This window comes from Streptomyces diacarni (assembly GCF_003323715.1).
GTDB lineage: Bacteria > Actinomycetota > Actinomycetes > Streptomycetales > Streptomycetaceae > Streptomyces > Streptomyces diacarni.
The window spans coordinates 150,446-172,680 of record NZ_QOIN01000048.1 but is presented as its reverse complement, the minus strand read 5'-3'; the positions used below and the strand labels follow the sequence as shown (position 1 = coordinate 172,680).

At 71.2% G+C, this 22,235-nt stretch carries 20 protein-coding genes and 2 tRNA genes; 11 read left to right on the top strand and 11 right to left on the bottom strand.

What is annotated here, in order from left to right; translation table 11 throughout:
• Nucleotides 1–31: 31 nt before the first annotated feature.
• The 4 genes from rsrA to DTL70_RS22590 form a co-directional block, all read right to left on the bottom strand.
• Nucleotides 32–412 carry a mycothiol system anti-sigma-R factor gene (rsrA, locus tag DTL70_RS22605; RefSeq protein ID WP_245979551.1) on the bottom strand — a complete coding sequence of 127 codons (381 nt, stop codon included), beginning with the start codon at nucleotides 410–412 and terminating at the stop codon, nucleotides 32–34.
• Nucleotides 409–1,080 (bottom strand): sigma-70 family RNA polymerase sigma factor, encoded by a 672-nt coding sequence (locus DTL70_RS22600; RefSeq protein ID WP_181861069.1) that lies wholly within the window; start codon nucleotides 1,078–1,080, stop codon nucleotides 409–411. The genes rsrA and DTL70_RS22600 overlap by 4 nt, the downstream gene beginning before the upstream one ends.
• Nucleotides 1,081–1,454: 374 nt before the next feature.
• Nucleotides 1,455–2,180 carry an alpha/beta hydrolase family protein gene (locus DTL70_RS22595; RefSeq protein WP_245979550.1) on the bottom strand — a complete coding sequence of 242 codons (726 nt, stop codon included), beginning with the start codon at nucleotides 2,178–2,180 and terminating at the stop codon, nucleotides 1,455–1,457.
• 96 nt (nucleotides 2,181–2,276) lie between these two features.
• Complete coding sequence (locus tag DTL70_RS22590; protein WP_114023816.1) at nucleotides 2,277–3,119, bottom strand: SOS response-associated peptidase; 843 nt, start codon at nucleotides 3,117–3,119, stop codon at nucleotides 2,277–2,279.
• Nucleotides 3,120–3,218: 99 nt separating this feature from the next.
• Between DTL70_RS22590 and DTL70_RS22585 the strand changes: the two genes are divergently transcribed.
• The 4 genes from DTL70_RS22585 to DTL70_RS22570 all read left to right on the top strand — a co-directional run bounded on the left by DTL70_RS22585 (nucleotide 3,219) and on the right by DTL70_RS22570 (nucleotide 6,882).
• Nucleotides 3,219–3,947, top strand: a complete 729-nt coding sequence (locus DTL70_RS22585) for a M50 family metallopeptidase (protein WP_114023815.1) — start codon at nucleotides 3,219–3,221, stop codon at nucleotides 3,945–3,947.
• An 88-nt stretch (nucleotides 3,948–4,035) separates the two neighbouring features.
• Nucleotides 4,036–5,409, top strand: coding sequence for a 3-phosphoshikimate 1-carboxyvinyltransferase (aroA, locus tag DTL70_RS22580; RefSeq protein ID WP_114023814.1), 1,374 nt, complete (start codon nucleotides 4,036–4,038; stop codon nucleotides 5,407–5,409).
• Between the two features lie 13 nt (nucleotides 5,410–5,422).
• Entirely contained in the window at nucleotides 5,423–6,442 is a 1,020-nt protein-coding gene (gene rsgA, locus DTL70_RS22575; protein ID WP_114023813.1) for a ribosome small subunit-dependent GTPase A, read from the top strand.
• A gap of 116 nt (nucleotides 6,443–6,558) precedes the next feature.
• Nucleotides 6,559–6,882 carry a DMT family transporter gene (locus DTL70_RS22570; protein WP_114023812.1) on the top strand — a complete coding sequence of 108 codons (324 nt, stop codon included), beginning with the start codon at nucleotides 6,559–6,561 and terminating at the stop codon, nucleotides 6,880–6,882.
• 42 nt (nucleotides 6,883–6,924) lie between these two features.
• Here the strand turns inward: DTL70_RS22570 and DTL70_RS22565 are convergent, their stop codons facing one another.
• Nucleotides 6,925–7,593 (bottom strand): TetR/AcrR family transcriptional regulator, encoded by a 669-nt coding sequence (locus tag DTL70_RS22565; protein ID WP_114023811.1) that lies wholly within the window; start codon nucleotides 7,591–7,593, stop codon nucleotides 6,925–6,927.
• Between the two features lie 164 nt (nucleotides 7,594–7,757).
• Here DTL70_RS22565 and hisN point away from each other — a divergent pair, with 164 nt between their 5' ends.
• Both hisN and DTL70_RS22555 read left to right on the top strand, forming a co-directional pair.
• A complete protein-coding gene (hisN, locus tag DTL70_RS22560; protein WP_114023810.1) occupies nucleotides 7,758–8,552 on the top strand; it encodes a histidinol-phosphatase in 795 nt (264 codons plus the stop codon).
• 172 nt (nucleotides 8,553–8,724) lie between these two features.
• On the top strand, nucleotides 8,725–9,165 hold the full coding sequence (locus DTL70_RS22555; RefSeq protein WP_114023809.1) for a CBS domain-containing protein: 441 nt from the start codon (nucleotides 8,725–8,727) through the stop codon (nucleotides 9,163–9,165).
• Nucleotides 9,166–9,350: 185 nt separating this feature from the next.
• Here DTL70_RS22555 and DTL70_RS22550 read toward each other — a convergent pair whose 3' ends face one another.
• Nucleotides 9,351–10,787, bottom strand: coding sequence for a catalase (locus DTL70_RS22550; RefSeq protein WP_181861068.1), 1,437 nt, complete (start codon nucleotides 10,785–10,787; stop codon nucleotides 9,351–9,353).
• A gap of 164 nt (nucleotides 10,788–10,951) precedes the next feature.
• Between DTL70_RS22550 and DTL70_RS22545 the strand changes: the two genes are divergently transcribed.
• From DTL70_RS22545 to DTL70_RS22530, 4 genes are all read left to right on the top strand, one after another.
• Complete coding sequence (locus tag DTL70_RS22545) at nucleotides 10,952–11,368, top strand: Fur family transcriptional regulator (protein WP_114023807.1); 417 nt, start codon at nucleotides 10,952–10,954, stop codon at nucleotides 11,366–11,368.
• Nucleotides 11,369–11,748: 380 nt separating this feature from the next.
• Nucleotides 11,749–12,552 (top strand): ABC transporter ATP-binding protein, encoded by an 804-nt coding sequence (locus tag DTL70_RS22540; RefSeq protein ID WP_114024240.1) that lies wholly within the window; start codon nucleotides 11,749–11,751, stop codon nucleotides 12,550–12,552.
• Nucleotides 12,549–13,415 carry an ABC transporter permease gene (locus tag DTL70_RS22535; RefSeq protein ID WP_114023806.1) on the top strand — a complete coding sequence of 289 codons (867 nt, stop codon included), beginning with the start codon at nucleotides 12,549–12,551 and terminating at the stop codon, nucleotides 13,413–13,415. Before DTL70_RS22540 ends, DTL70_RS22535 begins: the two co-directional genes overlap by 4 nt.
• Before the next feature lie 43 nt (nucleotides 13,416–13,458).
• Nucleotides 13,459–14,589, top strand: coding sequence for an ABC transporter substrate-binding protein (locus DTL70_RS22530; protein ID WP_114023805.1), 1,131 nt, complete (start codon nucleotides 13,459–13,461; stop codon nucleotides 14,587–14,589).
• A gap of 113 nt (nucleotides 14,590–14,702) precedes the next feature.
• Here the strand turns inward: DTL70_RS22530 and DTL70_RS22525 are convergent.
• The 4 genes from DTL70_RS22525 to DTL70_RS22510 all read right to left on the bottom strand — a co-directional run bounded on the left by DTL70_RS22525 (nucleotide 14,703) and on the right by DTL70_RS22510 (nucleotide 20,201).
• Nucleotides 14,703–14,776: transfer RNA gene (locus tag DTL70_RS22525), tRNA-Met, on the bottom strand.
• Nucleotides 14,777–15,148: 372 nt separating this feature from the next.
• Nucleotides 15,149–16,969 carry a tetratricopeptide repeat protein gene (locus DTL70_RS22520; protein WP_425470396.1) on the bottom strand — a complete coding sequence of 607 codons (1,821 nt, stop codon included), beginning with the start codon at nucleotides 16,967–16,969 and terminating at the stop codon, nucleotides 15,149–15,151.
• A gap of 179 nt (nucleotides 16,970–17,148) precedes the next feature.
• Nucleotides 17,149–17,222: transfer RNA gene (locus DTL70_RS22515), tRNA-Met, on the bottom strand.
• 48 nt (nucleotides 17,223–17,270) lie between these two features.
• A complete protein-coding gene (locus DTL70_RS22510; protein WP_114024239.1) occupies nucleotides 17,271–20,201 on the bottom strand; it encodes a UPF0182 family membrane protein in 2,931 nt (976 codons plus the stop codon).
• Nucleotides 20,202–20,364: 163 nt separating this feature from the next.
• Here DTL70_RS22510 and DTL70_RS22505 point away from each other — a divergent pair, with 163 nt between their 5' ends.
• The gene (locus DTL70_RS22505; RefSeq protein ID WP_181861039.1) at nucleotides 20,365–20,931 is read left to right on the top strand and encodes a PPA1309 family protein; all 567 of its coding nucleotides are present in this window, start codon (nucleotides 20,365–20,367) and stop codon (nucleotides 20,929–20,931) included.
• 163 nt (nucleotides 20,932–21,094) lie between these two features.
• Here DTL70_RS22505 and DTL70_RS22500 read toward each other — a convergent pair whose 3' ends face one another.
• Nucleotides 21,095–22,210, bottom strand: coding sequence for a YlbL family protein (locus DTL70_RS22500; protein ID WP_114023802.1), 1,116 nt, complete (start codon nucleotides 22,208–22,210; stop codon nucleotides 21,095–21,097).
• Nucleotides 22,211–22,235 lie beyond the last annotated feature (25 nt).

Genomic DNA, 22,235 nt, shown 5'->3' with positions numbered 1-22,235 from the left:
GAACGTCACAGGCGCGGTACGGACCGGAACGTCAGGCGGGGCTGGTGCCCTCGGCCCCTGTGGGGGCCTGCGCCCGCGTCGGGTGCTGCGCCTCGACGGTGTCCGTGGCCGGCCCGGCCGTCTCGGTCTCGGCCTCCGCCTCGGGGGAGCTCTGCTGCCCCTGCCGGATCACCTCGATCCGGCCCATCACCTTGGCCCGCAGGTCCGACGGAACGTCGTCGTGCCCGCAGCAGCGCTTGACGAGCTTCTTGACCTCGCGCTCGATGCCGTACTTCTCGAAGCAAGGGGAGCACTCGTCGAAGTGTTCCTTGAACTTCTCGCAGTCCCCGTCCGGCATCTCGCGATCGAGGTACTCGTAGAGGTGGTCGAGAACCTCAGCGCAGTCCGTCTCGTGCGGCTCTCCGCAACTCATGAGCCCGAACCTTTCCGGTCTTGCGACCCGTCCGCCGCGGCACCGGCCGGGACCAGTCCGCGCTCTTGCGCGTAGCCCTCCAGCATGTCCCGAAGCTGGCGCCGACCGCGGTGCAGACGGGACATCACCGTGCCGATGGGTGTCCCCATGATGTCGGCGATCTCCTTGTAGGCAAAGCCTTCGACGTCCGCGAGGTAGACGGCGATGCGGAACTCCTCCGGAATCGCCTGGAGCGCCGCCTTGACGTCCGAGTCCGGCAGGTGGTCGAGCGCCTGGGCCTCGGCCGAACGCAGCCCGGTGGACATGTGGGACTCGGCCCGCGCGAGCTGCCAGTCCTCGATCTCCTCCGCCGCGCTGCGCTGCGGCTCGCGCTGCTTCTTGCGGTAGGAGTTGATGAACGTGTTGGTCAGGATGCGGTACAGCCACGCCTTGAGGTTGGTGCCCTCGCGGAACTGGTGGAAGGACGCGTACGCCTTGGCGTAGGTCTCCTGCACCAGGTCCTCGGCGTCGGCGGGATTGCGCGTCATGCGCAGCGCGGCCGAGTACATCTGGTCGAGGAAGGCGAGCGCGTCGCGCTCGAAGCGCGCGCTGCGCTCCTGTGCCGTCTCCGACTCCTGATCCCTGGGCTGTGCGTTCGAGCCGTCTTCGGTCCCGGTGACCGGACCCACCTCCTCCGCTGTCGGGGCGAGCCCGAACGAGGACCCGCTCGATTCGGAGAATAGACGACGATCCGCACCGTCCGCCGCTCGAATACCCGTCCCTGAGGCCAGCGCCAGCGTGGCCCAGTCCAGGTCGGCGGCCCGCGGACGTTGGGGGCAAGCGACAGAACCCATCTGGGCGGCTTCCTTTCGCCTCGTGGTGAGGCCCTTGTGCGGCGAGCGCCGCACATCGGCTTCCTTCGTGGACACTGCGTGCAACCACACCGCCCCGCCGATCATTCCCGGGGCCCGGAGCCTCTTCCCGCCGGCTCCCGTACGTCTCCGCGGATCCTTCCCGCCGACTCCCGTACGTCTCCGCCGCGGGGCCCGCCCGGACGCGGGCGTCATCCGGGCGTGCCGCCGCCGATCCACCGGGCCACCGCACCGGTGATCACGCCCATGGCCTCGTCCTCGGAGACCGCGGCCGACTTCGGGAGCGCGAACCCGTGATCGCCCCACGCCACCTCGACCAGGCTGGTGCCCCGCGGGAACTCCTCGGGCCGCCCGAACGGGTCCCGGCCGCCCTGGACGACCAGCACCGGCAGCTCCACCCCGGTCAGCTCGTCGGCCCGCGACCTGTCCGGCTTGCCCGGCGGGTGCAGCGGGAAGGAGAGCGCGAGCACCGCGCGTGCGCCCAGCTCGCCCGCCGTACGGCAAGCCACGCGGGCCCCCGCGCTGCGGCCACCGGCGATCACCGGCAGCCCGGGAAGCGCGAGGGCGGGCCACAGCGCGCTCCAGGCCGCGTCCAGGGTTCTGGGCGCCGGAGCCACCTTCTTCCCCGCCACCCGCCACGGCTGCTCCACCAGGGCGACGCTGACGCCCTCGGCGGGCATCGCGGCGGCCAACGCCCGCAGGTCCCGTGCCTCGATGCCGCCGCCGGCCCCGTGGCCGAGCGCCAGCACCGTGTGCGCCTTCTTCGCGTCGTACCAGGTGATCCGGGCCTGCCCGACCGGCGTGGCGACCGTCTCGATCCGCCCGCCGCCCCCGCGGGGCCGCTCCTCGTCCCCGCCCGGATGCGCCGTTCCCTTGTCCTTGTGCGCGGTCATCTCCGGGTCCTTGTGCGCGTTCATGTCCGGCATCCTTGCAGGGGTGCCCGGGAAAGGGCCGGTCAACCGGCGGGCGGGACGGTCGGACCAGCGGGCCCGGGAAGGGACGTCAGAGCCCGGTCAGAACAGTGTCTCCTCCTCCGGCGCCGGCAGCTCCTTCACCAGGTGGGGGCCGCTGTTGCGGACATTGCTGACGTCCGTGGAGACGGGGTGGGCCCGCATGAGGCCACCGGGCGGCGGGGTCAGCAAGGCGCGGAGCTGCTCGGAGTCGGTGTGGGAAGGGTCGAGCCAGGCGTCCCAGCGGTCGGGGGTGAGCATCAGCGGCATGCGCGGGTGGATGTCGGCCAGCGAGCCCGGACCGCCCTCGCTCAGCTCGCCCGCGTTGGCCAGCGGGGTGGTCTCGGCGGCGGTGGTCAGGACGGTGCAGGTGGCCCACCACGCCTGCGGATGGTCGTCGGGCAGTGTCTTGTCCCGCCAGAACTCGTAGAGCCCGGCCATCGCCATCACCGGCGCCTCGTCCGAGCCGTCCCGCGGGGCGGGAGAGATGAAGTAGGGCTGCTTGCGGGGGCGCTTGCGCCTGCCCTCCTGTTCCAGCTTGAGCTCGCCCTCGGCCGTGACCCACTCGTAGTAGCCGTCGGCGGGCAGCAGGCAGCGGCGGGCGACGAAGGGGCGCCGGTAGGCGGGCTTCTCGTGAACGGTCTCGGCGCGGGCGTTGATCATCTTGACGCCCATGTCGGGCGTCTTCGCCCAGCCGGGCACCAGACCCCACTTGAGGGGGCGCAGCTGCCGCACCGGACGCGGTTCCGCACTGCCCTTGAGGGGGCGGTCGAGCACCGCGTGCACCTGCTTGGTGGGCGCGACGTTCCAGTCGGGCGCGAGCGCCTCCTCGGGCTCCCACTTCTCCACCTCGAACAGCCGGGCCAGATCCTCGGCCCCCCGGCTCGCTGCATACCGTCCGCACATGCCTGCAAGACTGCCACGGCACGCGGAAACGCCGCCGTGCGTTGACAAAGGACGGCACGCGCGGCCGCATACCGACCACACGAGGAGAACGCCGCGAACATGGACAACGCGAGCATCACGGATGTCTGGGACCGCGTCGTGGGCAGCCAGCCGGACCCCGAGCAGTGGCTGGTGATCGCCACCGGCGTGCTGGCGCTGCTCGCGGTGGCCCCGCATGGCGTGTGGCGGCTCTCCCGCAACGCCATCACGATCGCGCACGAGGGCGGACACGGCCTGATAGCCCTGCTCACGGGGCGGCAGCTGGACGGGATACGGCTGCACTCGGACACCTCGGGGCTGACCGTCTCGCGGGGCAAACCCACCGGCATCGGCATGGTGCTGACCGCCGCGGCGGGCTACACCGCTCCCCCGCTGCTGGGCCTCGGCGGCGCCTGGCTGCTGGCCGCCAACCACATCACCGCGCTGCTGTGGGGGGCGACGGTGCTGCTGCTCGCCATGCTGGTGATGATCCGCAACGCCTACGGGGTACTGACCGTCGTGGTGGCGGGCGGCGCCTTCGTCCTCGTCTCCTGGCTGACGGATCCCGAGGTGCAGGCCGGCTTCGCGTACGTGGTGGTGTGGTTCCTGCTGCTGGGCGGCGTCAGGCCGGCGTTCGAACTCCAGCGCAAGCGGCGGTACGGGCAAGCGGGGGACTCGGACGCCGACCAGCTCTCGCGGCTCACCCACGTCCCCGCGGCGATGTGGCTCTTCCTCTTCCACGCGGTCTCGCTGTGCTGCCTGATCGGCGGGGGCCGCTGGCTGCTCGGCCCGGTGCTGGACCAGCTGTGAGCCCACCGCTCGCGGCGCCACCTCTCCTGGTCCTGGTGCCCCGCGGCGGGCTCGGGGCGCGCCGTGCCCCAGCCATTAGAGTTGCCCCATGACCGACCAGTACGCGCCCGCCGCAGACACCGCCCTCTGGCCCGCTCCCACCGCGCCGGGCCGCATCGAGGCGACCGTCACCGTGCCCGGGTCGAAGTCGGTCACCAACCGGGCGCTGGTGCTCTCGGCGCTGGCCGCCGAGCCGGGCCTGCTGCGCCGCCCGCTGCGCTCGCGCGACACCCTGCTGATGGCCGGGGCGCTGCGGGCCATGGGCGTCGGGATCGAGGAGACGGCCTCCTCGGCCTCCGCCGCCACCGAGCCCGGCGGCGCGCGCACCGCGGACGAGGCCTGGCGGGTGTCGCCAGGGCCGCTGCGCGGCCCCGCGACGGTGGACGTGGGCAACGCCGGCACCGTGATGCGCTTCCTGCCGCCGCTGGCGGCGCTGGCCGAGGGACCGGTCAGGTTCGACGGCGATCCGCGCTCCTACGAGCGCCCGTTGCACGGGGTCATCGACGCGCTGCGCGCGCTCGGCGCCCGGGTGGAGGACGAGGGGCGCGGCGCGCTTCCGCTGACGGTGCGGGGCGCGGGGTCGCTGGCCGGCGGCACGGTCGAGGTCGACGCGTCCTCCTCCAGCCAGTTCGTCAGCGCCCTGCTGCTGTCGGGTGCGGGTTTCGACCAGGGCGTGGAGGTGCGCCACACGGGCGGCACCCTGCCCTCGATGCCGCACATCCGCATGACGGTGGAGATGCTGCGCGCCGCCGGGGCGCAGGTGGACACGCCCGAGGACGGCGGAGCGGCGCACGTGTGGCGGGTCGCGCCCGGCGCCCTGCTGGGCCGCGACGTGACGGTCGAGCCCGACCTGTCCAACGCCCAGCCGTTCCTGGCGGCGGCGCTGGTCACCGGCGGCCGGGTCACCGTCGCGGACTGGCCGCGGCACACGACCCAGCCGGGCGACGCGCTGCGGGAGATCTTCACGGCCATGGGCGGCAGCTGCGAGCTGGACGAGCGGGGTCTGACCCTGACCGGCGGCGGCCGCGTCCTGGGCATCGACATCGACCTGGGCGAGGTGGGTGAGCTGACCCCCGGCATCGCCGCGGTCGCGGCGCTCGCCCAGAGCGAGTCGGTGCTGCGCGGGGTGGGCCACCTGCGGCTGCACGAGACGGACCGGCTGGCGGCGCTGGCCAAGGAGATCAACGGGCTGGGCGGCGACGTCACCGAGACCGAGGACGGGCTGCGCATCCGCCCGCGGCCGCTGCACGGCGGCGTCTTCCACACCTACGACGACCACCGGCTGGCCACGGCGGGCGCGGTGCTCGGCCTGGCGGTCGAGGGCGTCGAGGTGGAGAACGTCGCGACGACGGGCAAGACCCTGCCCGACTTCCCGGCGATGTGGGCGGACATGCTCGGGGCACCGGCCGGAGTGAAAGCCTGAAGGGGCGCCCGCGATGCGCCGCTACGGCAAGCACACCGACGAGGACGACATCCGCGTCCGCCCCTCCCGCCGCGGCACCAGGCCGCGCACCCACACCAGACCCAAGCACGAGGACGCGGCCGAGGGACTGGTGCTCACGATCGACCGCGGCCGTCTGACGTGCCTGGTGGAGGGCCGCACGGTCACCGCGATGAAGGCCCGCGAGCTGGGCCGCAAGGGCGTGGTGGTGGGCGACCGGGTGGCCGTGGTGGGTGATCTGTCCGGGGCGAAGGACACCCTGGCGCGCATCGTCCGCGTCGAGGAGCGCACCTCGGTGCTGCGCAGGACGGCCGACGACAACGACCCCTACGAGCGCGTCATCGTCGCCAACGCCGACCAGCTCGCCATCGTCACCGCGCTGGCCGACCCCGAGCCGCGGCCGCGGCTGATCGACCGCTGCCTGGTCGCGGCCTTCGACGCGGGTCTCGAACCGCTGCTGGTGCTCACCAAGTCCGATCTCGCGCCGGCGCGGCCGCTGCTGGAGACCTACGCGCCGCTGGGGGTGCGCCACGTGGTCACCAGCCGGGAGGGGCTGGCCGAGGGGGCGGGCGCCGAGAGCGTGCGCGAGCTGATGCGCGGCCAGGTCACGGTGTGCGTGGGCCACAGCGGCGTCGGCAAGACCACACTCGTCAACGCGCTGGTGCCGCGCAGGCAGCGCGCGACAGGCGACGTCAACGCGGTGACAGGGCGCGGCAGGCACACCACGACGTCCGCGCTGGCGCTTCCGCTGCCGCCGTCGACCACCGGCGAGGACGGCTGGGTCATCGACACCCCGGGGGTGCGCTCCTTCGGGCTGAACCACATTCAACTCTCGCGCGTCATCCACGCGTTCCCCGACCTGGAGGAGGGGGCCGCCCTGTGCCCGCGCGGGTGCAGCCACAACGAGCCCGGCTGTGCACTGGACGCATGGGTGGCCGACGGACACGCGGACGCCGCCAGGCTGCACTCGCTGCGCCGCCTGCTGGGCACGCGGGAACGCCGCGAAGGGGACTGATCCGGGCACGCGGGCCCGCCGCGAGAGGGACTGATCGCTTCCGGGCGCCCGCGGCGGCATACTGGTTCGCCTGCGCTTGACCTGGACCGCACGGAGCGTCACGGGAGGAAGAGCACATGGCGTGGCTGTTGGTGATAGTCGCTGGGCTGCTGGAGACGGGCTTCGCCGTGTGTCTGAAACTCTCGCACGGCTTCACCAAACTCTGGCCGACCGTCGCCTTCTGCGCCTTCGCGCTGGGCAGCTTCGGCCTGCTGACCCTCTCGCTGAAGCGGCTGGACGTCGGCCCCGCCTACGCGGTCTGGACCGGTATCGGGGCCGCCGGCACGGCGATCTACGGCATGATCTTCATGGGTGACGTGGTCTCGGTCCTGAAACTCGTCTCCATCACACTGGTGATCATCGGCGTGATGGGGCTCCAGCTGTCCGGCAGCGCCCACTGACACCGCGCCTGCCTCCCGGTAGCGCCGCCCCGCGCCGACCGCTCAGCACGCCAGCAGCGCCCGTACCACCGCGTCGACCCGGCCGCAGGGGTCGTCGTCGGGACCCGGCTGGGGTGCGACGACGTAGCTGAGCGCGACCCGCAGCCCCGCCTCGTACGCGCGCAGCAGGTCGCCGCGGGCGGTCTCGGCCGGCGCGGCCGGTCCCCCGCGCGGACGGGCCCGGGGACCGCCGACCGGCAGGCGGGTGGCCCGGTCGAGCCCCGCCACGGCCCGGTCGCACAGCACGTGGGCGAGCCTCCCCGGCTCCGCCGGGTGCGCCTCACGGACGGCCCGGTCCCACCCGGCCGGGGGAGGCGGACCCGGCGGCAGCGGGATCCTGGGCCCCCAGCACCCGGTGAGGGCCGCGTGCACGATGGGCTCGGCGCGCGCGGTGCGCAGCACCCAGTGCGCGGCGGCGGCGCAGCAGGCCGCGGGGTCGGCGCCGCCTCGGCAGGCCTCGGTCACGGCGCGGCCCGTACCGTCGAGGAAGTTCTCGACCAGGCGGCTGACCAGTGCCGCGCCCAGTCCCTCCTTGCTGCCGAACTCGTTGTAGAGCGTCTGCCGTGAGACGTCGGCCGCCGCGGCGACATCGACCATCCGCACGACGCTCCAGGGCCGTGTCCGCACCGCCGCGTGGGCGGCTTCCAGCAGGGTCTCGCGCGCAGCAGGCATCGTCGCCTCCCCCAGCCCGCACCCTCCACTGATCGAGCGCCGGGCCGACTCGCCCCAGAGCCCGGCGTGCGGCACAGAATTGACGCACCGCCATGAGGTGTCAATACGCGCCGCACGCGCATGGCCCTGTGGCCGGGGGTCACCCCGCCGGATACTGTGCGGACATGCTGGACTATCACGATGATCTGCGTCTCGCCCACGTGCTGGCCGACGCCGCCGACGCCACGACCATGGAGCGGTTCAAGGCTCTCGACCTGAAGGTGGAGACCAAGCCGGACATGACGCCGGTGAGCGAGGCCGACAAGGCGGCCGAGGAACTGATCCGCAGCTCGCTCCAGCGCACCCGCCCCCGCGACGCGGTGCTGGGCGAGGAGTTCGGCACCGAAGGACACGGACCGCGCCGCTGGGTGATCGATCCCATCGACGGGACGAAGAACTACGTGCGCGGCGTCCCCGTCTGGGCGACGCTGATCGCCTTGATGGAGATGGGTGAGGGCGGCGACCGTCCCGTGGTCGGCGTCGTCTCGGCCCCCGCGCTCAACCGGCGCTGGTGGGCGGCGCTCGGCGCGGGCGCCTACGCGGGGCGCAGCCTCTCCAAGGCGAGCCGCCTTCAGGTCTCCAAGGTCGCCGAGGTGCGGGACGCCTCGTTCGCCTACTCCTCGCTGCACGGCTGGGAGGAGCGCGGCATGCTGGGCGGCTTCATGGATCTGACGCGCGACTGCTGGCGCACCCGGGGCTATGGCGATTTCTGGCCGTACATGATGGTCGCCGAGGGCTCGGTGGACATGTGTGCCGAGCCGGAGCTGTCGCTGTGGGACATGGCGGCCAGCGCGGTCATCGTCGAGGAGGCGGGCGGCAGCTTCACCGGCCTGGACGGCAATCCGGGCCCGCAGAGCGGCAGCGCGGCGGCCTCCAACGGTCTGCTGCACGAGACGCTGCTGGGCTATCTGACGGCATGAGGGCGGGCCGCCCGGACAGGGTGGCTGGCCCGTACACACTTCCTTGTTGTGGCCTGCGTCACATGCGAGCATGAACACGAGCACGCTTGTGACCTTGTGAACCCCTTCTCGAGGTCCCGCGCTCCGCGCCCGGGGCCCCGCAGGAGCCGTTCCGCCAAGGAGGTAGCCCCGCATGCCAGGTCACGTCCAGCACGCCATGAGCACCGTGGTCCTCACCATCGGCCCCGCCCACACCCTGCGTCAGGCGGCGCAGCTGATGTCGGCCCGACGGGTGGGCGCCGCCGTCGTCCTCGACCCCGACACCAGCGGCCTCGGCATCCTCACCGAGCGCGACATCCTCAACTCCCTCGGCGCCGGCCAGGACCCCGACCGGGAGACGGCCCACGCCCACACGACCTCCGACGTCGTCTTCGCCGGACCCGACTGGACACTGGCGGCGGCAGCGGAGGCGATGGTCCAAGGCGGCTTCCGCCACCTGATCGTGCTGGACGGGCGCGAACCCGTGGGGATCGTCTCGGTCCGCGACATCGTGCGCAGCTGGGCCGACACCGATGTGCCGCCCGCGGACCCCTGGTCCGCGGGCGCCCCTCCCGCCGGAGAGGCGGCCGTCTGATCCCGCCGGGGACGGCCACCTGATCGAGTGAGGGTGCCGTCTCCTTCCCGCGGGGGAAGGAGACGGCACCGAACGCGGCCCCGCGCCGCCCCGCGAGCACCTGCGGGGACGGCGCGGGAAACGCACCGGAGGGACCGGAGCCCCATGGCGTCCGATCCCTCCGGGCTCGTACGGCGAGCGATCGATCAGCCGCGCAGGGCCTGGACCGCGGCCTCGAGCCGCTTGCCGTAGTCGGGGTCCGCCTTGCGGAAGTTCTCGATCGCGCGCTGGGCGATCTCGTCGCGGGAGACGGCGGCGATGCCGCCCGCGAGGTTGTCGACCAGCCGCTGCTTCTCGTCGTCCGACATGAGGCGGTAGAGGTTCCCGGCCTGGACGAAGTCGTCGTCCTCGGCGTGCGAGGGCGCCTCGTGGTCCTCGGTCGTCCCGCTGACGCTCTGGGGCTCCCACATGGCACGGCCGGTCTCGGCCGGGCCGCCGAAGCTGTTCGGCTCGTAGTTCTTCGTACCGCCGTGGCGGCCGTCGTACATGAAGCCGTCGCGGCCGTAGGAGCGGGCCTGCGCCGCCTTCGGCTCGTTCACCGGCAGCAGGTCGGCGTTGATGCCGACCCGGTAGCGGTGCGCGTCACCGTAGGCGAACAGGCGGCCCTGGAGCATCTTGTCCGGCGAGGGGCCGATGCCCGGCACGAAGTGGTGCGGGGAGAAGATCGACTGCTCGGTCTCGGCGAAGATGTTGCGCGGGTTGCGGTTGAGCTCCATCTTGCCGAACCAGTGGATCGGGTAGTCCGCGTGCGGCCACACCTTGGTGAGGTCGAACGGGTTGAAGCGGTAGTTCGCCGCCTCCGCCGCGGGCATGATCTGCACGCCGACGGTCCAGCTCGGGTACTCGCCGCGCTCGATGGACTCGCGCAGGTCGCGCTGGTGGCTGTCGGGGTCCTTGCCGGCCAGCACGTCCGCCTCGGCGGCCGTCAGGTTCTTGATGCCCTGGTCGGTCTTGAAGTGGTACTTGACCCAGAAGACCTCGCCCGCCTCGTTGCTCCACTGGAAGGTGTGGGAGCTGAAACCGTCCATGTGGCGGTAGGAGGCGGGGATACCGCGGTCGCCGTGCAGCCAGGTCACCTGGTGCGTCGACTCGGGCGAGAGGCTCCAGAAGTCCCACACGTTGTCCGGCTCCTGCGAGCCGGTGTAGGGGTCGCGCTTCTGGGTGTGGATGAAGTCGGGGAACTTGATGGCGTCCTTGACGAAGAACACCGGTGTGTTGTTCCCGACCAGGTCGTAGTTGCCCTCTTCGGTGTAGAACTTCAGCGCGAAGCCGCGCGGGTCACGCACCGCGTCCGCCGCGCCGAGGTTGCCCGCCACCGTCGAGAACCGCGCGAAGACCTCGGTCTCCTTGCCGACCTCGGAGAGGAACTTCGCCCGCGTGTACTGCGTCACGTCTGCGGTGACGGTGAACTTGCCGTACGCGCCCGCGCCCCGGGCGTGCACGATCCGCTCGGGGATCCGCTCGCGGTTGAAGTGCGCGAGCTTCTCGAGCAGGTGCTGGTCCTGAACGAGCACCGGGCCGCCGACGCCGGCGGTCTGGCTGTTCTGGTTGTCCGCGACCGGAGCACCGGCTTCCGTCGTCATCGGTCCGGACGTCTCGTCCTGCACGGTCACGTGCGCCTCCTGTGCTTCACATCTGTCCTGTGGGCCAACCACTCGTAACCCTACATTGGACATTGTCTAAGTCAAGAAGAAAACGAAACCCGTACGGGTTCTGCCCATGGACATGGCGCTGCTAGTCTGGACACATGAGTGACCTGCTGGAACGGCTCCGCGACCGCGGCTGGCGCCTCACCGCGCAGCGGCGAGTCGTCGCCGAGGTGCTCGACGGCGACCATGTCCACTACACGGCCGACGAGGTCCACGCCCGCGCGACAGACCGCCTGCCGGAGATCGCCCGCGCGACGGTCTACAACACGCTCAGCGAACTCGTCGCCCTCGGTGAAGTGCTCGAGGTGAGCACCGACGGACGCGCGAAACGCTACGATCCCAACGCGCGCCACAGCCACCAGCACCTGGTCTGTTCCCGCTGCGGCACCATCCGCGACGTCCACCCGACGGGCGACCCGCTGACCGCCCTGCCCGAACGGGAGCGGTTCGGCTTCGCCGTCGCGGAGGCCACGGTCACCTACCGCGGCGTCTGCCCCCACTGCGCCGACGCCTGACCTCCCCCCGGCCCTGAAACCTCGCACCCCGGGGAACCGCTACCCCGGGGGAACTTACGCCCTGGGACCCCCTCGCGCCGGAGTGCACCCTGACGGCCCGTCGTTCCCGCGGACGCGCACGCGCTCACGCGCGCACCGCCCGACGGTGCATCCGCAGGGGGCGGCGCGGTCACCCCTCGGCACGGCCCGCCCCTCGGCACGGTCGCCCCTTGGCGTGTCGGCTGCCGGCGCATCGCCGGTCCCGATTTCCGGCCGGCGGGGGCCCACACCGCCAGGTGCGGGCCCCCGCCGTGTTGCCGCATGACCCTTGCCGGTATCTGACGGGCCGTCATATCGTCGCGGACTGACGCACTCTTCCCCACCCGGAACGGGGAGTGACCATGCCGAAAATCCGCGCCAGTGCCGTCACCCGCAGCTTCGGCCGCGGCCCCCGCACAGTCGCCGCACTCGGTCCACTCGATCTGGACGTCGACCCGGGCGAGTTCGTCTGCGTCGTCGGCCCCTCCGGCTGCGGCAAGTCCACTCTGCTGCGCATCGCCGCAGGACTGCTGCGCCCCTCCTCCGGCGCACTCGAACTGCGCACCGACGCCACCCACCCCGCCGCCATGATCTTCCAGGACTACGGCATCTACGACTGGAAGACCGTGCTGGCCAACGTCCGCTTCGGCCTCGACGTCCAGCGCGCCCCCCGCAAGGAGGCCGACGCCCGTGCCGCCGCGTGGCTCGCCAAACTGGGGCTGGCCGACTTCGCCGACGCCTACCCCGCCGCCCTCTCCGGCGGCATGCGGCAACGGGTGGCCATCGCCCGCGCGCTCGCCGTCGAACCGGAGATCCTGCTCATGGACGAGCCCTTCGCCGCGCTCGACGCGCAACTGCGCACCATCCTCCAGGACGAGCTCCTCGCCCTCACGCAGGCCACCAGCGCCACCACCCTCTTCATCACCCACAGCCTCGAAGAGGCCCTCGTCCTCGGCGACCGCGTCCTGGTGATGTCCGCGCGCCCCGGCCGCGTGATCGCCGAACGCCGCACGCCCTTCGCGCGGCCCCGCACCGGCGACGTCCGCTCCGACCCGCGCTTCACCGCGCTCAAGGACGAACTGTGGGAACTGCTGCGCGGCGAGGTCGGCCGCCGGGCACCCGACGCGGGACCGGCCCCGGCGAGCGGCGAGGGGGCCGCCGCATGAGCACCCTGCGAACGCCGCACAGCAGCGAGGGGCGCCTCATACGGCGTCCCGGGCCGCACGAGAGAGCCCCGGAGAGCACCCACAGGCGGCGGCGTGCACTGGAACTGTCGCTGGCCGTCGCCGTACCCCTCGTCCTCGTCCTGCTGTGGCAGCTCGCCGCCACCCAGCAGTGGATCGACGCACGCGTCTACCCCGCACCGAGCGCCATCGCCGCCGACGGATGGGAGCGCGCCGCGGAAGGCGACCTGTGGCCCGACGTGTGGGCCACCCTCAAACGGGTCCTCGCCGGATACCTGCTCGGCACGGTGGCCGGCTACCTGCTCGGGCTGCTGATGGGAGCGCTGCCGCTGGTGCGGGCCGCACTGGAACCCATGATGGACGCCCTGTACGTGGTGCCGAAGCTGGCGCTGCTGCCCATCTTCCTCAACATGTTCGGACTGGGTGAGGGGCCGCAGGTGGCGCTGGTGGCCGCGACGGTCTTCTTCTTCGTCTGGATCTCGACCATGGCCGCCGTGCTGTCCGTCCCGGAGGGGCACCGGGACGCCGGGCGCGTCTTCGGCGCCGGACACTGGCAGATGTTCCGGCACGTGCTGCTGCCGGCGTCCCTGCCCTCCGTCCTGGTCGGCGCCCGGATCGCCTCGGGTGTCGCCGTGTTGGTGATCGTCGCCTCGGAGTCCATCGCCGCCTCCGACGGCCTCGGACACCTGATCTTCGACTCCCGCGCCCTGTTCCAGAACGACGTGATGTTCGTCGGCATCGTCTGCGTCGCCGTCCTGGGAGTGCTCTTCTCCGAACTCGTCCGGCTCGCCGGACGCCTCCTCACCCCGTGGGCGCCGCGCGACCGTGGCCGCGGCCAGTCCTGAGTCCCGCACAGGTTCCCCGCCCGACCTCCCCGAAAGGGCCGCCGTGCGCCATCCCCTCGCCCCCGTCCTCACCCTCGTCCTCAGCTGCGCCCTCGCCCTGACCGGCTGCTCCGCACAGCAGGACGGCGGCCTGAAGACCGCCGACCGCGACATCGAACCCGTCCCCGGCTGCGGCGAACACTCCTGGACCGACCCCGCCCGCATGGGCGAGAACCGCTCCCCCGCACGCTGCGAAGCCGGGGCCCCCGCGCCCCGCAAGCTCAAGAAGACCCGCAAGCTCACCATCGCCACCAGCACACTGACCGCCGAGTACGTCGCACCCCTTCAGGTCGCCATAGGCAAGGGCGAGTTCGCCGAGGAAGGGCTCGATGTCGAACTGAAGGTGCTGCCCACCCCCGAAGCCCTGCCGCTGCTGGCCAAGGGGGAGATCGACGCGCTGTGGGCCGCCCCGGAAGCCGCCGTCATCAACGGCGTCAACTCCGGCTTCGACATCCGCTGGGTCGCCGGCAACTTCTCCCCCGACCCGAAGTCCAAAAGCGGCCTGTGGGTCCGCTCGCGCAAGGGCGAGAAGCCGTCCTCCGTCTCGCTCGCGGACCGGAAGATCGGAACCCTGATCGGCAAGGGGTCGGTGATCTCCTACCCGATGGACACCCTCCTTTCCGCACACGGCGCCGATATGGAGTCCATGTCCTTCCAGCAGCTCGGCTCCTCCGACGTCCTGACGGCCTTCACCAGCGGCGGAGTGGACGCGGCCTGGTTGCTCGACCCGGTGTGGCGCCGCGTGGAAGAGGACAAGAAGTTCGCCTTCCTCGGCGGCCAGCCACCCGGCGAACCCCTGGGCGGCGCCCTGTTCGGACCCGGCCTGCTGAGTGCCGACGTCGACGCGGGGGTCGCCCTGCTGCGCGCGTACATCCGCACGATCAACACCTACTTCGCCGACGACTACAAGAAGGACCCCGCCTTCGTGGCCGAACTCGCGACGATCCTCAAGCAGGATCCGCAGGTCATCACCGCCGTGCCCGCGCTCCGGATGGACTGGGAGATCCGCGAGGGCACCACCGACAGGCTCCAGAAGGCCTACCGCGACGCCGGGGTCACCAAGGGCAAGCCCGTTCCCGAAGCACGCCTGGTGGACCGCAGGCTCTACGCGGAAGCGGTCGGACACGAGCCGTGACGCCCACGCGCCGGGGCCTGTGGCCCGGAAGCCGGCCAGCGGACGGCTCGACCCGGAGAGTGCGCGGACATGACGAAGGCCCGGATCCGTGGATCCGGGCCTTCGTCTTCCAGTAGCGGGGACAGGATTTGAACCTGCGACCTCTGGGTTATGAGCCCAGCGAGCTACCGAGCTGCTCCACCCCGCGCCGTTGTGTGTACAACTTTAACGCACGCCGACGACCAGTGCAAACCGAGACCCGCGAGCCGCGTGGGCCCGCTGTGGCAGGCATTCCGAGCCACCCTCCGAACCGCACTCCGAGCGCTCACGGTGAGTCCTCCGCGCACTCCGGATCCGGTCCTGCGGTGGGGTGGCTCATGGCGCGGCGCTCGTGAAGGAGCGCCCATGGCGGGAGCACCCATGGCGGGAGCATTAGCGGCGGGACGCTCGGAGCGGCTGCACTCATGGCGGCAGCACTCACGCGGGAGCACTCACGGCGGGGGCGCTCACGGCGGGGGCGGCGGGGCGCCGGCGGCCTCGGTCGGGCCTCCCGGCGCCCCCCGGCGAGGGAGGCCCGCTCCTACGCCGTGAGCTCCGCGCGGAGCGCATCCCGCAGCCGTGCGGCCCGCTCGGCCACCTCGGCCGGGCCCAGCTCGACGGCGCGGGCGCACCAGAACTGGCCCTCGGCCAGCTCGCCCTGGCGTGCGCTGAGCAGCGCCAGCCGCAGCGCTGCCCTGCCGTGCCCGGCCTCGGCCGCGCGGGTCCACCACAGCACGGCTTCCGCTTCGCTGCCCTCGCGGGCCAGCAGCAGGCCCAGATTGAAGGCGCCGTTGGGGCTGCCCGCCTCGGCCGCGGCGCGGTACCAGCGTGCGGCGTCGACGACCTCGCCCCGCGCGGCCGCACACATGCCCAGCCGCACCTGTGCCCGGCGGTGGCCGTGCTCGGCAGCGCGCTGGTACCACTCCTCGTACTCGGGTCTGGCGCCCTCGACGCGCCCGAGTGCGTGTGCCGAACCGAGCTCGCCGGTGTCGGGCCGGGTGACCCGTTCCAGCAGCGCGCCGAGCCGGAAGGCGCCCTCGACACTCCCCCCGCCCGCGGCACACCGCAGGTGTTTTTCCGCGGTGTGCAGCTCGCCTTCGCGCAGCAGCGCGAGGGCGACCTGGAGCGCGGCCTCCGCGTGCCCGGAGGCGGCCGCCCGCTCGTACCACGCGCGCGCGGCACGCTCGTTGCCACGGCCGGCGTGCAGGATGCCGAGGTTGAAGGCGGCGTCGACGCTTCCGGCCTCGGCTGCCTTGGAGAACCACGGCTCGGCCCCCTGCGCGTCCCCGCGCTGCAGCAGCAGGACGGCGAGCGCGTTGGCCGCCTCGCGGTGCCCGGCGTAGGCGGCCCGGCGGTACCACTGTTCGGCCTGCGCCGTACGGCCCTGCGCGGCGCACAGGAGCCCGAGATTGAACGCCCCGTTGTCGCTGCCGGCTTCCAGCGCGACGCGGTACCAGCGCTCGGCGGCCTGCCGCTCGCCGCGATCGGCGTGCAGCGCGCCCAGGGCGTTGGCGGCGTTCCCGTCGCCGTCCTCGGCCGCACGGCGCCACCACACGGCGGCGCTCTCCTCGTCGCCCGCGTCCCGCAGCAGGAAGCCGAGAGCGCAGGCGGCCCGTGCCTCGCCGTCCTTGGCGGAGGTCAGGTACCAGCGACCGGCCTCCTTGAGCTCGCCGCGCCGCTCCAGGGCAGCGCCCAGCCGCAGCGCCGCCCTGCGGTGGCCGCGGGCCGCCGCCTGGCGGTACCAGCCCTCGGCCTCCTCCTCGGCCTCGCGTACGGTCGCCGCGTCGGACTCGCCGTCGGCCGCCAGCTGTTCGGCCCTGGCTCCGGCCAGCCGCGCGACGCGGTAGGCCGCCTCCCGGTGACCGCGCTCGGCGGCGGCGCGGAACCACTCCTCCGCACCGTCCTCGCCGCGGTGCTCCAGCAGGTCCGCCAGCGCGTAGGCGCCGAGCGCGTGGCCGGATTCGGCGGACTGCCGAAGCCAGTAGTGCGCCGCGGGCTCGTCACCGCGCTCCCGCTGGTGGCGGCCGAGCGCGTGTGCCGCCGCGGCCGATCCGGCGACGGCGGCCGTACGCCACCACTCGGCGGCCTCTTCCGTATACCCCCTCTGGTGCAGCAGCACTCCGAGGTTGTTGGCGGCCGCGCGGTCACCCGCGGCCGTGGCGGCGCGCAGATGCGGCTCGGCGCCGTCCAGATCCCCCCGGCGCAGCAGTTGGGCCCCCAGCACACTGTCCGCGGCGGTCGTGTCCCCCGCGGAGTGTCCGGCTGCGTTCGCCACTGCGGCTGCGGTCTTTTCGGTGTACTCCTCCACACTCGGGCCCGGACCGGGACGTGCCGGGTCCGTCGGCCTTGCCTTCTCCCCCATAAGCTCCATCGTCGCACCACCTGCAACCCGCGTACACCTCGTATACCGCAGCCAGTGAGGTCACTTCGGCGGTTTGTCGACTTCCCGACGAAGAGATACCTCAAACTACAGCGCACCCACCATCCCCCGCACAAGCGAAGAGGCCCGGAGTCTGTTGACTCCGGGCCTCTTCTTACGAGTAGCGGGGACAGGATTTGAACCTGCGACCTCTGGGTTATGAGCCCAGCGAGCTACCGAGCTGCTCCACCCCGCGCCGTTGTGTTCATAACTCTACACCATGGCGCGGGGTGGTCTCACCCGGCTATCCGCCGCCGGAGCCCGAACCCGAGTCCCCACCCGAACCCGAGCCGGAGCCGTTCTTGCCGCCGTCGGACTGCTCGGCCTCGGAAGCGTCCTTCAACGCGTCCTCCAGCGCCTTCTGCTGCTTGCCGTACTCCTCCCAGTCACCCTTCTCCAGGGCCTTCTGACCGGCGTCGTACGCGCTCTGAGCGTCCTTGAGCGCCTCGTCCACGGAGGCGTTCGGCGGATTCTCGCCCTTCTCCTTCTCCTTCTCCTGGTCGCCGGGGCCGGTCCGCTCCCCGCCCTCGTCTCTGTCAGGCGTGTTGAAGACCTTGTTCAGCGCCTGATCGAGACTGTCCTCGAAGGCGACCCGCTCCCCGTAGGTGACCAGAACCTTCTGCATACGGGGGTAGTTGACGCCGGCACCGCGGACGTAGACGGGCTCCACGTACAGCAGCCCGCCCTCCAGGGGCACGGTCATCAGATTGCCGTACTCGACCTCGGAGTCGCCTCGTCTGATGCGGTTGATGATCTCGGCGATCTCAGGTTCGGAGTTGAACTTGCTCTGCACCTGCGAAGGCCCTGCGACCGTCGTGTTCGGCGGGAGTCTCAGGAGTCTGATCTTGCCGTACTCATCGCTGCGCGCGTCGGCGTCCACGGCCATGAACGCGCCGAGCGTCTCCCGCTTGTTCGGGTTGAACGTCGTCGTCAGCTGGAACTGCTGATCCTTCTGCCCCGGCATCTTCAAGCTCAGGTAGTACGGCGGAACCGCGTTGCCCTTGTGCGTGGGATCGTCCGGCACCTGCCAGCGCTCCGAGCCGCTGTAGAACTGCGACGGCGAGGTCACGTGGTAGGTCTGCAGCAGTTCACGCTGCACCTTGAACAGGTCCTGCGGATAGCGCAGGTGATCCATCAGGTCGTCGCTGATGGACGCCTTGGACTTGACCGTGCCGGGGAAGGCCTTCATCCACGTCTTGAGGACCGGGTCCTTCTTGTCCCACTCGTACAGCTTCACCTTGCCGGAGTAGGCGTCCACGGTCGCCTTGACGGAGTTGCGGATGTAGTTCACCCGGTTCTGCTGGGCGACCACGGAACGCTGCCCGTCGGTGAGCGAGTCCTCCGTCGTGTCCCCCAGCGTCGTACGCGACGAGTAGGGGTAGCCGTTGGAGGTCGTGTAGGCGTCGACGATCCACTGGATACGGCCGTCGACCACCGAGGGATAGGGATCGCCGTCGATGGTCAGCCAGGGGGCGACGGCCTCGACGCGCTCCTTGGGCGTGCGGTTGTACAGAACCCGCGAGCCCTCGCCGATCGCGCCCGAGTAGAGGATCTGCGGCTCGTTGAAGTTCACCGCGTAGGCGGCGCGGTTGACCGGGTTCGACAGGTCGACGCCGCTGTCACCCTTGTAGGTGTAGGTCTTCTCGCCCTTGTTGTCGGCGTAGTCCAGCTCCTTCTGCGGGCCGCCGACGATCGCGTACTGGCTGGTCTTCTCGCCGTAGTAGATCCGGCCCTCGTACTTGCCCTTGTCGCCCTTGGGCGGCAGGTCCTTCTCCGTGAAGTCCGGCGCGCCGTCCTTGTCCACCGAGGTGCCCTTGGCCGCGACCATGCCGTAGCCGTGGGTGTACTTGAAGTGCTCGTTGATCCAGTTCTTCTCCGGGATCCCCTTGGTATTGATCTCCCGGACGCCGACGACGGTGTCCTGCTCCTTGCCGTCCTTCTCGTAGCGGTCCACATCCAGGGTCTGCGGGAACTGGTAGTACCCGCGCACCTGCTGCTTCTGCTGGAACGTCGGCGAGACCACGTTCGGGTCCAGCAGGCGGATGCTCGCGGTGCTGTCCGCCGCGTCCCGCAGCTTGTCGTCGTCCGCCTTGCTCTTGCCGTCGTACTGGCGCACCTCGGCGTCGTCGATGTCGTACGCGTCGCGCGTCGCCTCGATGTTCTTCTTGATGTACGGCGCTTCCTTGGCCTGCTCGTTCGGCGAGACCTGGAATTTTTGCACCAGAGCCGGGTAGAGGCCGCCGATCAGGATGGCCGAGAGCACCATCAGCCCGAAACCGATCACCGGCAGCTGCCAGGTGCGGCGCCAGATGGTGGCGAAGAACAGCAGTGCGCAGATGATCGCGATGATGAACAGGATCGTCTTCGCGGGCAGGTAGGCGTTCGCGTCGACGTACTTGAGACCCGTCCAGTTGTCCGTCGCCTTGAAGTCGCCCGACTTGACGGCCAGCCCGTACCGGTCCAGCCAGTAGGCCACGGCCTTCAGCGCGACGAAGACACCCAGCAGCACCGACAGGTGCCCGGTGGCCTGCGCCGTCGCCCTGGCCCCCGGAGTGGTGACCCGCAGCCCTCCGTAGAGGTAGTGCACCAGCGCGGCCGCGATCAGCGAGAGGATCGCCGCGGCGAAACCGAAGCTGAGCAGGAAGCGGTAGAACGGCAGATCGAACGCGTAGAACGAGACGTCCTTGTGGAACTGCGGATCCTTCGTCCCGAAGGCGACGCCGTTCACCCACATCAGCCACGTACGCCACTGGCCCGCCGCCGAGGCGCCGGAGATCAGCCCGACCAGGGCCGTGATGCCCAGCAGCACCCACTTCTTGTAGGGCGCCAGGCCCATGCGGTAGCGGTCGAGGCTCTGCTGCTCCATCGACATCGCGCTGAGCGGTGGGCGCAGCCGGTGGGCCAACCAGATGTTGAATCCCACAGCGAGCGCCATCAGCAGACCGAAGACGGCGAACATGCCGATCTTGGTCCACAGGGTCTTGGTGAAGACCGAGCTGTAGTCGACCGAGCGATACCACAGCCAGTCCGTCCAGAACCCGGAGAACATGACGAAAAGCATCGCCAGAACGACCAGCACGCCCGCTGTCATCAACAGCGTTCGGGCACGCCGTGATGGCCGGCCCACTCTGATCCGTGGCCCGGAGGGACCCCCACCGGAGCCCCGGTCCGGCATCTGGAAAGCCAAGGTGCGCACCTCGAAGTTCGGCAGTGTGTGAAGCTTCAGAAGCTGGGCCCGCATCGTACGGCCCACCTAAGCAACTTACCGAGGCTTTACCCAGTTCCCGTCTCCGGGGTCCAAGTCCACCTTTCCTTCCCGGAGGCGGCACGATATGGGGATGAACAATCTCCCCCACGAGGGCACGCCCCTCGCCTCCCGCCCCCTGACCCGCGCGGTGCTGGAGCTCGACGAGTACGCGGCAGGGCTCGGCTGGGACCAGCCGGCACGGCTCTTCGCCCTGGTCGACACGGAACGCCTGCGCACCGAGGAACCCGGGCTGGCCCAGCAGCTCGGCATGGAAGAACAGGACAAGGACGCGCCGGCCGACGCGCTGACCCCCATCGAACAGGACGAGATCCCCGCGGACGTACCGCTGGACGAGTTCCTGGCCACCATCGCCTGGCCCGACGCCGTCGTCGGGTGCGCGCTCACGGTCGAGCGGCTGATGCTGCCGCCGTCCGCGGAGTCCGCCGTCCCCGAGGACCTGGACGACGAGGCGCTCACCCGCTGGGTTGCCGAACACCCCGAGCGTCAGGAGGTGCGGATGACGGTGGCCGTGCTGCGCGACGGGGAGCGGGAATCGGCGCTGCGACTGCGCGAGAAGGACGCCACCACGGAGGTGCTCACCGGCTCCGACCTGGTGCCCGGGCTCGCGGAAGCGCTGGCGGCGACGTTCGAGGAGTGACCCCTCCGAGGGGGCTGCTGCCGAGGTGACGCGGCCCCGAGGGGCCTGCCCTGGAGGTGCGACCCGCTCCGAGGGACCTGCCCCGCGGGTGTGACCTGCCCGAAGGGGAGCACCTTGGAGCACGAGCTCCCCGGTGCAGCGGCCGTGACCGGGCGAAGCTGACCTAGTGCGCCGTGCACTGGGTGAGCTCGTCCGTCTCACCCTTGCGGATCTTCTGCAGAGAGCTGAGGGCGTCGTCCATGGTCGACGTCTTCACCAGGGTCAGCCCGTCCGGCCTGGCCTTGGCGGCGGTGGCGCAGTTGCCCGCTGGGGTGAGGAAGAACCGGGCGCCCTTCTTGCGGGCGGCCAGCGTCTTCATCTGGATGCCCCCGATCTCGCCGACCTTCCCGGAGTCGTCGATCGTGCCGGTGCCGGCCACGAACTTCCCCCCGGTGAGGTCGGTGGGCGTGAGCTTGTCGACGATGCCCAGGCCGAACATCAGCCCCGCGCTGGGGCCGCCGATGTCGGCGAGCTTGATGTCGATCTCGAACGGGAAGCTGTGCGACAGCATGGTGGTGATACCGACCCGGGCGCTGCTCCCGCCCTTCATCTTTCCGGTACGCACCGTGACCTTCTCCGCGTCCTTCGACGACGGCTTCTTGCCCTTCTTCTGGGCGGCCTTCACCTCGGCAGCCGGAATCACGGTGAAGGAGACGTTCTCCCGCGGCTTGTGCCCGCGCACCACGACCCCGACCTGTTCCGGCTTGGAGACCGGCTTGCCGTCCACCGCCGTGATGACGTCCCCCGCGTGCAGCCTCTTGTGGGCGGGAGCGCCCTTCTCGACGGAGCCGACGGCGACATAGGAGCTGACCGGGATGTCGAGCTCCTTGAGGGCCGCGACCTTGGCACTCTCCTGAGACGCGGTGAACTCCTCGGCGTTCTCCTGATCGACCTCCTCGGCCGACTTGTCCTCCGGGTAGAGCGTCTTGTGCGGTACGACCAGGCTGTCGTCGCTCAGCCAACCGGAGAGGGCGCCCAGAAGCGTCATGCGGTACTCGGAGCCGGTGACACGGACGGTCGTCATGTTCAGATGGCCGGAGGTGTCGTACTGCTTCGGCTCGCCCTTGTCACCGGGCTTGTCCTTGATGTTGAGCACGGGGTCGCCGTCGTGCTCACCCAGCGTGTTCACCGTCGGGCCCGGGGACATCTCCGCGTACGGCACCTGGATGAGCACTCCGGCGCAGAGCATCGCTATGAGCAGCAGCGTGGAGGCGAGGAGGGTCGCGGTGCGGCGAGGCATGGCACGACAGTACGGGACGGGTCTG